Consider the following 11,795-nt stretch of genomic DNA (forward strand, 5'->3'; position numbering starts at 1 on the left):
CCAGCTTGCATCCGTCCAGGATGTGGTTTTCGAGCATATTCCTCAGGTTTTTCCGTCAACGCAACGAGGGTTTGGGTGACTGTCGGGTGGTCGCCACGACTGCAGCACCCGACACAGGCAGCCGGTGCCATGTTTACGGTAGCAAAGGCTGCGTTATGGTTTTTGGCGCGCCATGGAAAATTAACAACGTTTAACTCGTCCTGCGTCTGGTCTACGTCCAAAACTCTCATCCTTCAACTTCCACCGATCAGTCGCAGTTCGCAACACCTGTAGGAGCCGAGCTTGCTCGCGATAGCGATGGATCAGTCGACATTGACTGTGACTGACACACCGCTATCGCGAGCAAGCTCGGCTCCTACAAATGTGGTGTTGGCATTGAAGTTAAGCAGGGATTCTTATTCATGAGGACACGGGAATGAGCAACGTGGTGGTGGTCTATCACAGCGGCTACGGGCACACCCGGGTCATGGCGCAGGCCGTCGCCCAAGGGGTGGAACGGCATTTGGGCAGCACCTGCCAATTGATTGCTGTCGAAGAAGTGGAAGACCACTGGGACCGATTGCACCACGCCGACGCCATCATCTTTGGCGCGCCGACCTACATGGGCAGCGCCTCGGCACCCTTCAAAGGATTCATGGAAGCCTCTGCGGCGTTTTACCTGGCCCAACCCTGGCGCGACAAGTTGGCGGCCGGGTTCACCAACTCCGGCAGCCTGTGCGGCGACAAGCTCAACACCTTGTTGCAGATGGCAGTGTTCGCCGCCCAACACTCAATGATCTGGGTTGGTCTGGACGTGCTGCCGGCGCGCTCCGGCACCGGCGTGTTCGATGGGCAGATGAATCGCCTGGGCAGCTCGCTGGGTGCCATGTCCCAGTCAAATGTCGAGCAACCTCCCGAACTGGCCCCGCCGCCCGAGGACCGCTGCACCGCTGCGCACCTGGGCGAGCGGGTGGCCCGGCTGGCCGAACGCATGAACCACTCACCGCTTTGATTCACCCCAACCCTCGCTAAGGAGATATCGCATGAGTACGTTCACCACCCGAGACGGCACCGAGATTTACTACAAGGACTGGGGCACCGGTCAGCCCATCGTCTTCAGCCATGGCTGGCCGTTGAATGCCGACAGCTGGGAGTCGCAGATGATGTTCCTGGCTTCTAAAGGCTACCGTGTCATCGCACATGACCGTCGTGGTCACGGGCGCTCCAGCCAGCCGTGGACCGGCAATGACATGGACACCTACGCCGACGATTTGGCGCAGTTGATCGAGTTGCTGGACCTCAAAGACGCCGTGCTGTTCGGCTTCTCCACCGGCGGTGGCGAGGTGGCGCGCTACATCGGTCGCCACGGCACTGGCCGCGTGGCCAAGGCCGGGCTGATCTCTGCGGTGCCGCCGCTGATGCTCAAGACCGAAGCCAACCCCGGTGGTCTGCCTATCGAGGTGTTCGATGGCATTCGCCAGGCATCACTGGTCGACCGCTCGCAGCTGTACATCGACCTCGCCAGCGGGCCGTTCTTCGGTTTTAACAAACCGGACGCCAAACCGTCACAAGGCATGATCGACTGGTTCTGGGTGCAAGGCATGGCTGCGGGCCACAAAAACGCCTACGACTGCATCAAGGCCTTCTCCGAAACCGACTTCACTGAAGACCTGAAGAAGTTCGACATCCCCACCCTGGTGGTGCATGGCGACGCCGATCAGGTGGTGCCGATCGAAGCGGCGGGCATCGCCTCGGCAGCACTGGTCAAAGGCTCGACGCTCAAGATCTACCCGGGTGCCCCCCATGGCCTGACGGATACCCACAAGGATCAGCTCAACGCTGATTTGCTGGCGTTCCTCAAGGGATAACGTGCCACGATGCGTTCGGCTGTAGCAGCTGTCGAGCAGCGCGAGGCGGCGTTCGGCTGCGCAGCAGTCGTGAAACCTGATCACGCGKTCTATCTGAAACACCGCGGTGACTGATTTGACGACTGCTGCGCAGCCGAATGCAGCCTCGCGCTGCTCGACAGCTGCTACAAAGTGTCGGGCTTTACTGTGCGTGAAGTTGAGCGGTGTAGGTGCTGCGCAGGGGCCGGGCGCGGGCAACACGGCAGCGCCAGGCAAACGGATTGATGCCTTCGCTGCGGGTGAAGATGTGGCAGAAGTGTGCCTGATCGCAGAAGCCGCATTCGAGGCTGATTTGCGTCAGCGTCAGGTCGGTGTTCTGGATCAGTTGTTTCGCGCGGGCGATGCGTTGGTTGCGAATCCAGTCTTGTGGCGAGAGACCGGTGCTGCATTTGAACGCGCGGGAAAAATGACTGCGCGAGAGGGCGCAGGCCCGTGCCAGTTCGCAGACCTCGACGGTTTCATCGAGACGGTCGAGGATCAGTTGTTTCACCAGCCTTTCGCGCCACGGGGTCAAGCCGCCAGTGGTCTTCTTTGGCGATTCAGTGACTGCCGCGAGGGCAGCGTTTTGCTGAGAATGAGCCATGACAAATGTCCGTGTCGGTGAGCTTCATTCTTGGGCGCGGGGCGTTGGCAGGCGAGTTAAACGTTGTTAATTCCGCCCGTGCGCAATACCCGCAAAGGCGCTAACTCAGCACATTGCTGCAATTTTTTCGGGCGCGGTACATGCACGATCGACGTCATCCGGTGGCGTTGCGCGTGACCGCTGATCGAGTAAAGTCTCACCGCTTCATGCCAGGCTCAACACACAAGGGAACAGTGCCTATGAACCGTAATGATCTGCGCCGCGTCGACATGAACCTGTTGGTGATTTTCGAAGCGTTGATGTTCGAAAAGAACCTGACCCGTGTCGCGGAAAAACTGTTCATGGGCCAACCGGCGGTGAGTGCGGCGTTGGGGCGGTTGCGCGATCTGTTTGACGATCCGTTGTTGCTGCGTAACGGGCGTGGCATGGAGCCGACCGGACGGGCGCTGGCGATTCTCAAAGAATTGCAGCCGGCGATGGATACGATCTCGGGGGCGGTCAGCCGGGCCAAGGAGTTTGATCCGGCGACCAGTTGCGATGTGTTTCGCATTGGGCTGTCGGACGACGCCGAGTTCGGCTTGTTTCCGCCGTTATTGCGGCAACTGCAAGAAGATGCACCGGGGATTGTGGTCGTGGTGCGCCGAGCCAACTACCTGCTGATGCCGGCGTTGCTGGCCTCCGGGGAAATCTCCGTGGGCGTCAGCTACACCACCGACTTGCCGGCCAACGCCAAACGCAAAAAACTGCGGGACATTCCCTGCAAAGTGCTACGCGGGGACAAGCGACCGGGCACGCTGACGTTGGATGAATATTGCCAACGGCCTCACGCCATGGTGTCGTTCTCTGGCGACCTGAGCGGCAACATCGATCTCGATCTGGCCAAGCTCGGTCGCAGTCGCCGCGTAGTGTTGGGAGTACCGCAGTTCAGCGGCTTGCGCGCATTGCTCGCCGGCACCGAAATGATCGCCACCGTGCCGGACTATGCCGCGTGTGCGCTGGTGGAAGGCTGTGGGTTGCGGGCTGAAGATCCGCCGTTTCCAATTGATGCGGCGCAGCTTTCGATGGCCTGGAGCGGGGTACATGACAATGACCCGGCGGAGCGGTGGTTACGGTCGCGGATCAGCGAGTTCATGTCCGCACCTTTACCGCTTCCGGCTTGAACACGGCGACCTGCGGGCCGACCAAATTCCTCCGAACCTGCACCAAACCACTGTAGGAGCTGGCTTGCCTGCGATGCCGCCCTCACAGCCCACCAATATCTGGCAGAAGACCCCCGGCCCAACGTGGGAGCGAGCCTGCTCGCGATAGCGGTGTGTCATTCAGCATTGATGGTGGCTGATCCTGCGTCATCGCGAGCAGGCTCACTCCCACAGGGAATGTGTACGGATTCGAAGGCTGTGTTTAATCGTGTTTAGCGTTACTTCCTGAAAGCTACAGCGCCTTGCGCCGTTGCCTATGACTACGCCAGAATCCGCCGGCTTGTGTGCTTTGACCCTGAACTCTATCGTTTCCGCATCGCTGCCAATCAGCGATCGGGTATAGCGACCCGGACTATTCAAAGTGCATCAGTGCTCCAGACTTTGTTGCAGACTTTTGTCGTCTGCAATTACGTTATGGCGGTTGTATGCGGGAGACCTTCGGGTCTACCGGGTTGCCTTTGACCGGTTCGCTAACCTGCGTACAGCCGCCACCCTTACTTGTTTAGCGACAAGTTCCGGTGGCGCCATTTTCCAAAGGAGCGTCACCATGTTCAAAGCCACACCCAATCCCCCGGAATCCGATGACCGCGCGCCGGATCACTCTCTCAATCCCCTGAAAGTCACTTTCCCACCGCGCAAGCCCAGCACCATTTATCTCATCGCCCCTGGTGTCGACACCGAAACCCTGTTGGTCAATGCCTGCGAATCCCTGGCCTCGGCCAGCGTCATGGCCAGCGATTTCGCCGGGCTGATGGAAGGGCCGCATCGCAACACGATGCTCGGTATTCAACAGAACATCATGTTGGCTGAACTGGCAGTGAATCGGGCGCTGGACATTGTTGATCCGCAATAACTCTGTCCGTTGAAAAAACGGCCTCGTCGAGGCCGTTTTTTGTGCCTGGCAGAAGCCTTCCAGCAACGAAAATCCCTGTGGGAGCCGGGCTTGCCCGCGATGGCGGTCATCCAGTCAACAATGATGTTGGCTGACCCTCCGCTTTCGCGGGCAAGCCCGGCTCCCGCAGGATATTCGTTGCATTGCAGATCAGCGTGTACTCGCAAAAAGAGCACACCCATCCAATTTTTCCCGTTCCCGCGCCGTCACTATCGAATGATGTCTCGGCACCTCGCTGCCGGTGGTTTTTTCATTTGTGAAGGTAGCCCATGAACGCTTCGCGACGGGATGAACGGGCTCAGGACTTGGGTCTGCTTTTTTTGCGGGTCAGCAGCAGTTTGTTCCTGCTGTGGGTGCACGGTTTGCCGAAGCTGCTTAACTACAGCGCTCAACTGCAAATCATCGAAGACCCTTTCCACTTGGGCGCGAACGTCACGCTGATGCTGGCAATTTTCGCCGAGGTATTGTGCCCCTTGCTGATCATCGCCGGGGTGCTGGTGCGTTTGGCGTGCCTGCCGATTTTGTGTGTGTTGTGGGTGGCGTTGTTGGTGGTGCATGCGCAATGGAGTCTCGATGAAGGGCAGTTCGGTTGGCTGCTGTTGATTCTGTTCACCAGCATTTTCATCGCCGGGCCGGGACGGCTGGCGTTCAATGTCCGATTCGCCGGAGCGTTACGGTATGCCTGAGTCCAATCGTTTTGAGGAAGTCGTGACCCTGGTCATCAAGCACCGGGTGAAGGCGGGATTTGAAGTGCCTTACGAAGCCTGGCTACGCAACATTGTCAGCATCGCCGGGCAGCAGGAAGGGCACCTGGGTGTGGACGTGATGCGCGGTAAAAGCGCCGGTCTCGACATGTACACCTGCGTGTTGCGCTTTTGCACCACCGAGGCGATGCAGCATTGGCTCGATTCGCCGCAGCGGCTGGAACTGGTCCGCGAAGCCACGCCGATGCTCGCCGATGGAGACCAGACCGAGGTTAATCCGGTCAAGGAATTTTGGTTCGCGCCGCAATCCGATACCGCGTCGCCACCGCCGCCGCGCTGGAAACAGGCCGTGGTGACGCTGTTGGTGATCCTGCCGCACACCTTGCTGGTGCCGCTGATCTGGGGGCCGCTGCTCCAGCTCAATGCCTTCCTCTCCAGTTACGTGGTCGCGACGTTCCTCATCACCCTGACCATCGTGGTGTCGGTGGTGTACCTGTTCATGCCGATGGCGACGCGCCTGTTCGCGCCCTGGTTATCTCCTTCCACTCAACCCAAGGAAACGCGATGAACGCCGATCTGATTCTATTCAATGGCCAATTTCATACCGTTGACCGTGAAAATCCGCTCGCCAGTGCCGTTGCCATCCACGACGGTCGTTTCGTTGTGGTCGGCACCGATGCCGAGGCCATGGCCCTGCGCGGTTCGGGTACGCAGGTCATCGACCTCAAGGGCCGCTGCGTCATCCCTGGACTCAACGACTCGCACCTGCACCTGATCCGTGGCGGTTTGAATTACAACCTCGAACTGCGTTGGGAAGGCGTACCGTCGCTGGCCGATGCCTTGCGCATGCTCAAGGATCAGGCCGACCGCACGCCGACGCCGCAATGGGTGCGGGTGGTCGGTGGCTGGAATGAATTCCAGTTCGCCGAAAAACGCATGCCGACCCTCGAAGAATTGAACCAGGCCGCGCCGGACACGCCAGTGTTTGTCCTGCATTTGTACGACCGCGCCTTGCTCAACCGTGCCGCGTTGCGCGTGGCCGGATACACCCGCACGACGCCGAACCCGCCGGGTGGTGAGATTGTGCGTGATGCCAACGGTGAGCCGACCGGAATGCTGGTTGCGCGGCCCAACGCGATGATTTTGTACTCGACGCTGGCCAAGGGRCCGAAGTTGCCGCTGGAGTATCAGGTCAACTCGACCCGTCAATTCATGCGCGAACTCAATCGTCTCGGCCTGACCAGCGCCATCGATGCTGGCGGTGGTTTCCAGAATTACCCGGACGATTATCAGGTGATCGAGCAACTGGCCAAGGACCAGCAACTGACCATTCGCATCGCCTACAACCTGTTCACCCAGAAGCCGAAAGAAGAACTGACCGACTTCAAGAACTGGACCAGCAACGTGACCCTGCACCAGGGCGACGACTACCTGCGGCACAACGGCGCCGGGGAAATGCTGGTGTTTTCGGCAGCGGATTTCGAAGACTTCCTCGAGCCGCGTCCGGACCTGCCACAAAGCATGGAAGACGAACTGGAACCGGTGGTGCGCCACTTGGTGGAACAGCGCTGGCCGTTCCGTTTGCACGCCACCTATAACGAATCGATCAGCCGCATGCTCGACGTGTTCGAGAAGGTAAACCGCGACATTCCGTTCAACGGTCTGCCATGGTTTTTCGATCACGCCGAAACCATCACCCCGCAGAACATCGAGCGGGTGAGGGCGCTGGGCGGCGGCATTGCAATTCAGGATCGGATGGCGTTTCAGGGCGAATACTTTGTCGAGCGTTACGGCGCCAAAGCCGCTGAAGCGACGCCGCCGATCAAGCGTATGTTGGCCGAAGGTGTACCGGTTGGCGCTGGCACCGACGCCACGCGAGTGTCCAGCTACAATCCCTGGACCTCGCTGTACTGGATGGTCAGCGGCCGCACCGTGGGTGGGCTTGAGCTGCACGCCGAAGGCTTGTCTCGGCAGACCGCGCTGGAACTGTTCACGCACGGCAGCGCCTGGTTTTCTTCCGAGCAGGGCAAGAAAGGCATGATCAAGGTCGGCCAACTGGCGGACGTCGCAGCGCTTAGCGCGGACTTTTTCAGCGTCGACGAAGAAGCGATCAAGTGGATCGAGTCGGTGCTGACGGTAGTTGGCGGCAAAGTGGTGTACGCCGCCGGTGACTTCGAAAAGCTTGGGCCGGCCAGTGTGCCGGTGCTGCCGGACTGGTCGCCGGTAGCGAACGTGCCTGGCCACTGGCGTCCGACTTCGCCGATGCAGACGCAGACGCAGGTTCACCATTGCAGCGGACCCTGTGGCGTACATTCACACAGCCATGAAAAGGCACGTTTGTCGAACGCCCCGGTCAGCGATTTTGCGGGTTTCTGGGGCGCCTTCGGCTGTTCGTGCTTCGCATTCTGACGATCAAATAAAAAGCGCCGGCCGCGTTGGCCGATGCCCTGAGCGATAAACATCCACCGAGGAGTTTCACATGAGCAACGTTCCGTACAAACGCCTGAACAAAGACGATGCCGTTGTCCTGTTGGTCGACCACCAGACTGGCCTGATCTCACTGGTTCAGGATTTCTCACCCAACGAATTCAAGAACAACGTGCTGGCCCTCGCGGACCTGGCCAAGTTCTTCAAACTGCCGACCATCCTCACCACCAGCTTCGAAAACGGCCCGAACGGTCCGATGGTGCCGGAGCTCAAGGAGCTGTTCCCGGACGCGCCATACATCCCGCGTCCAGGCCAGATCAACGCGTGGGACAACGAGGACTTCGTCAAGGCCGTCAAAGCCACAGGTCGCAAACAGTTGATCATCGCCGGTGTGGTGACTGACGTGTGCGTGACCTTCCCGACACTGTCGGCGCTGGCGGAAGGGTTTGAAGTGTTCGTCGTCACCGACGCCTCGGGCACCTTCAACGAAACCGTGCAGCAAGCTGCCTGGGCGCGTATGACCGCGGCCGGTGCGCAAATGGTGAACTGGTTCTCGGTGGCCTGCGAGCTGCAAGGCGACTGGCGCAACGACATGGAAGGCCTGGCGAACCTGCTGTCGCCGCGCATTCCGAACTACCGCAATTTGATGAACAGCTATTCGGCGCTGACGTCGAAGTAAGTCACTTCAGCTACAACGCATAAACCTGTGGGAGCGAGCCTGCTCGCGAAAGCGGTGGATCAGCCAGCATCTTTGTTGGATGGGCTTCCGTATTCGCGAGCAGGCTCGCTCCCACAGTGTTTGTGCTGCTCCTTAACGCCGTGGCCACAGATTAATAGGATGCCAAAAAGCTAAGAAGCGGCTATAAAGTTGTCGACTGTCAACCACGGTATGACAATGAACCCGTTCGAAGACATGCGTATTTTTTGCCAGGTCATGGACTCCGGCAGCTTCACGGCGGCGGCTGATCAATTGGGGCTGTCCAAGCAGTTCGTCAGCCGGCGTTTGATGCAACTCGAAGAGCGCCTGGGCGTGCGTTTGCTCAACCGCTCGACGCGGCGGCTGGACGTCACGCCACTGGGGCAGAGTTATTACGAATCAGCCTTGCGCCTGCTGAGTGAGGTCGAGCAAGTAGAGCAGGGCATTGCCGGGCAGACCACTGAGCCACGCGGCACCCTGCGCATCAGCGCACCGTTGTCGTTTGCGGTGGCGCATTTGGGTTGCCTGCTGCCAGTGTTCTTGCAGCGCTATCGTGACGTCACTGTGGAAGTGGACCTCAGCGATCGCCCGGTGGATTTGCTCGGTGAAGGCTACGACCTGGCGTTGCGCATCGGCATTCTGGAAGACTCGACGCTGATCGCCCGACGCATCGCGTCAATTCAGCGCGTGTACTGCGCCAGCCCGACGTACCTGGCCGAGCGCGGTACGCCGCTCAAACCCGAAGACCTGCACAGCCATGACTGCCTGCCCTATGGCCACAGTCGTCAGGTGCAATGGCGGTTCGAAGGGCAGGGCAAACCGCTGACCGTCAATGTCACGGGCAGGATGCGGGTCAACAACGGTGAGTTGCTCAAGGATGCGGCGATTGCAGGGATGGGGATTACCTGGTTGCCGACGTTTATCGTCGGTGCCGCCTTGAAGGACGGTAGGCTGGTGCCGGTGCTGGATGCGTTTCGGCCTGAGCCGCTGACGTTATCGGCGGTGTATCCGCAGCACCGTCAGAGTTCGCGACCGGTGCAGGCGATGATCGAGTTTTTGCGCGAGCGTCTGGATCAGACTGAGGGTGTGCTCTAAGCCTCACATACAGATCCCCTGTGGGAGCGAGCCTGCTCGCGATGGCGGAGTGTCAGACGACTTCAATGTTGAATGACAAATGGCTATCGCGAGCAGCTTGCTCCTTCGGAGGATCGTTAGTTAGTACGTTTGTCACTCGAACCCTATACCTCACCGAGTATGCTTCGTACCGCTCTGATTGCTCTATCAAGGACAGCATCCTCACTGAGGTCGGTAGTATCAATCCTCACCCAATTTGCCATTCCACATTGCTCATAGCTGGACCGAACCCTATTTTGATACGCAATGAAACTTTTAAGGCGATCTTCATTGCCACCGTCATAGGCGCCGCTCTCACTAAGGCGGAAAGCCCCCTTTCTTTGCGCTGCAAGAGTCGGATCGACATCCAGAAAAATGACGGCATCCGGCTTTCTAATTGTCGAGAATAATTTCAAAGCTTCCTCAGCCAAGTCAGTATTTTTTAATAAAAAGCGTGCTAGATATTTATAGTGCCAGCCATCTGCAATGCAACTAACGCCTGAGTCCATTAGTGGTCTGATGGCAGCATAATCTGTGGCATGAAACCAGGCAGATATTAAGCTAATCCAATGTCTATCACCTAACTGCTCCAGTGGGGCATCATCCGGATAATCCCAAAGTATTTCACGTATGCGGGACATGTGAAACTCTGCATACCCTGATGATACGGGTGGCCGATTCTTATCTATATACTTGATATCGGAACGGGATTCACAAATCTTGTCAAAGGTAGCCCTTGCAATGGTTGACTTTCCTGCTCCGTCAGTGCCTTCGAATGCGATGAATAATGGTTGCCCAAATGAAGTATTCATGCAAATCCCCCTAGGTAAGCTTCCGTATCTAATGAATTTCTACCACTGCCCTCGATTAAGGGTTGAAATCCTTCTCTGCGATATATTTCCGTCATCTTCTTCCCAATCGTCATCAGGAAGTCTATTGATGGGCGCTGTCTATCAGAGTATTGCGAGCCAGCGTCAGGGTGAAATGCTGCAACAGCAGGCACCACTCCCATATCTCCGAAATATTCGATGCCTTCAATAATTGACTCCAGCGGTTCCATCCCTGCAACAAAACCTGCATATACATTGCCACGACCTAGTACCTCGACAGCGGCTTCGAAAGCGGCCAAGAACCGTTCGCGAGTATAATCCCGAGCCTTGCCAGGGCAAACTTCTTTAAATAGAGTCGGATTAAAAACCTCTAAGCTCATTGACATATTATTGCCATTTTTTTTGAAGCGATCAAAAAGACGGAAGTCCTTAGGTGGCATAGAAATCAAGTGGTAGTCCAAAGTGTTTTGAGAATTGGTCTCTTTTATTCGCTCAAGTAAATCTATATGCATTGAGTATCCTTTGTCATAGTTTGGAACCGTGCCACCGTTCAATAGAACTCTTTTGTATCGGCCGCTCTCATCTTTCATGGCTCTAGCTACGGCTTCACCAGCGAGATCACCTTTTATGCGCATCTTGTGATCGGATAGAGTTTCTCTTACTGCTCCCAACGAGCAAAACTTGCACTCACTCCCATCATTGAAATAATAGCAGTGACCCGGAGAGAAGATTCCGAGGGTGGAATCGCCATATACCGTTATATGTTTCTCAAATGGTTCTTTGTTGCTGAGGTAAATGAAACAATTAACTCGATTTCAATGTCGTGCGTATTCAGGTCATTCGATCTGGCTATTTTGACCAGTGATGTTAAAAAAAATCCGATAGCCACCACGGTTAGAAAAGAGATCGTCGCCCAAGCGAATGACGCATCGCTAAGGGATTCAACGATGTAATGTCCAATAAACGAAAAATAAACCAATGAAGCAGCCATTTCTCCAATTCTGGAAAATATCAGGGGGATGGCTAGCCGGGTAATTTCCATATTTGGCAACCGGAGATCGTTGATAAATACAAAGGGCGTTTGAACAACTGAGTCGTTTGCGATACTGGAAAAATGACGTTCCTCAATCCCATTCTTTAAGTAAGCTAATTAAAGATGGAGTACCTTTCGCAGCGAAATATTTTTTTCTGAAGTAGTATTCACATTTTGATATTTTGTGTTTGGTTTGTTTCCGTTTGTTAAACTCCTCATCCAGGGCAAGCAGAGATTTTTGCGTTGATGGGTAAGTTTTTGATTTTTCAAGCAGCCCTTCAATTGCTAAAAATACTGTGTCCATGTAGGTGAGCGTGTCTTGGATGTATGATCTGCATTCAACTTCCGTGATCGCGCCACGTCTGGCCAAAGAAAAAAATGTATGTTTGATTTCATCGAACCCTTCAATCCTGAACATGTTTGAATAAACC

13 protein-coding genes are annotated in these 11,795 nt (G+C 56.6%); 9 read left to right on the forward strand and 4 right to left on the reverse strand.

Annotated features, from left to right (window positions below; translation table 11 throughout):
• Positions 1-415: 415 nt before the first annotated feature.
• Positions 416-991: a flavodoxin family protein gene (locus AC1DWM_RS12730; protein ID WP_223511627.1), complete on the forward strand. Its 576-nt coding sequence runs from the start codon at positions 416-418 to the stop codon at positions 989-991.
• 31 nt (positions 992-1,022) lie between these two features.
• On the forward strand, positions 1,023-1,847 hold the full coding sequence (locus AC1DWM_RS12735) for an alpha/beta fold hydrolase (protein ID WP_223511628.1): 825 nt from the start codon (positions 1,023-1,025) through the stop codon (positions 1,845-1,847).
• Between the two features lie 181 nt (positions 1,848-2,028).
• On the opposite strand, the gene AC1DWM_RS12740 is transcribed toward AC1DWM_RS12735, so the two are convergent.
• Complete coding sequence (locus AC1DWM_RS12740; protein ID WP_223511629.1) at positions 2,029-2,469, reverse strand: helix-turn-helix domain-containing protein; 441 nt, start codon at positions 2,467-2,469, stop codon at positions 2,029-2,031.
• 239 nt (positions 2,470-2,708) lie between these two features.
• On the opposite strand from AC1DWM_RS12740, the gene AC1DWM_RS12745 reads away from it, so the two are divergent.
• From AC1DWM_RS12745 to AC1DWM_RS12775, 7 genes are all read left to right on the forward strand, one after another.
• Positions 2,709-3,629, forward strand: a complete 921-nt coding sequence (locus AC1DWM_RS12745; RefSeq protein ID WP_223511630.1) for a LysR family transcriptional regulator — start codon at positions 2,709-2,711, stop codon at positions 3,627-3,629.
• A 586-nt stretch (positions 3,630-4,215) separates the two neighbouring features.
• Positions 4,216-4,521: a DUF6124 family protein gene (locus tag AC1DWM_RS12750; RefSeq protein WP_223511631.1), complete on the forward strand. Its 306-nt coding sequence runs from the start codon at positions 4,216-4,218 to the stop codon at positions 4,519-4,521.
• A gap of 308 nt (positions 4,522-4,829) precedes the next feature.
• A complete protein-coding gene (locus tag AC1DWM_RS12755) occupies positions 4,830-5,246 on the forward strand; it encodes a DoxX family protein (RefSeq protein WP_477795317.1) in 417 nt (138 codons plus the stop codon).
• Positions 5,239-5,832, forward strand: a complete 594-nt coding sequence (locus tag AC1DWM_RS12760; protein WP_477795318.1) for an antibiotic biosynthesis monooxygenase — start codon at positions 5,239-5,241, stop codon at positions 5,830-5,832. The genes AC1DWM_RS12755 and AC1DWM_RS12760 overlap by 8 nt, the downstream gene beginning before the upstream one ends.
• Positions 5,829-7,673 (forward strand): amidohydrolase, encoded by a 1,845-nt coding sequence (locus tag AC1DWM_RS12765; RefSeq protein WP_477795319.1) that lies wholly within the window; start codon positions 5,829-5,831, stop codon positions 7,671-7,673. Before AC1DWM_RS12760 ends, AC1DWM_RS12765 begins: the two co-directional genes overlap by 4 nt.
• 70 nt (positions 7,674-7,743) lie before the next feature.
• The gene (ycaC, locus tag AC1DWM_RS12770) at positions 7,744-8,370 is read left to right on the forward strand and encodes an isochorismate family cysteine hydrolase YcaC (RefSeq protein ID WP_223511634.1); all 627 of its coding nucleotides are present in this window, start codon (positions 7,744-7,746) and stop codon (positions 8,368-8,370) included.
• Positions 8,371-8,586: 216 nt separating this feature from the next.
• Positions 8,587-9,483 (forward strand): LysR family transcriptional regulator, encoded by an 897-nt coding sequence (locus AC1DWM_RS12775; RefSeq protein ID WP_477795320.1) that lies wholly within the window; start codon positions 8,587-8,589, stop codon positions 9,481-9,483.
• A gap of 143 nt (positions 9,484-9,626) precedes the next feature.
• On the opposite strand, the gene AC1DWM_RS12780 is transcribed toward AC1DWM_RS12775, so the two are convergent.
• The 3 genes from AC1DWM_RS12780 to AC1DWM_RS12790 form a co-directional block, all read right to left on the reverse strand.
• On the reverse strand, positions 9,627-10,313 hold the full coding sequence (locus AC1DWM_RS12780; RefSeq protein ID WP_477795321.1) for a dTMP kinase: 687 nt from the start codon (positions 10,311-10,313) through the stop codon (positions 9,627-9,629).
• Positions 10,310-11,128 (reverse strand): radical SAM protein, encoded by an 819-nt coding sequence (locus AC1DWM_RS12785; protein WP_477795351.1) that lies wholly within the window; start codon positions 11,126-11,128, stop codon positions 10,310-10,312. Before AC1DWM_RS12785 ends, AC1DWM_RS12780 begins: the two co-directional genes overlap by 4 nt.
• A 327-nt stretch (positions 11,129-11,455) precedes the next feature.
• Positions 11,456-11,782, reverse strand: a complete 327-nt coding sequence (locus AC1DWM_RS12790) for a hypothetical protein (protein ID WP_477795322.1) — start codon at positions 11,780-11,782, stop codon at positions 11,456-11,458.
• Positions 11,783-11,795: the final 13 nt, after the last annotated feature.

This window comes from Pseudomonas sp. P4_C8, from assembly GCF_056401975.1.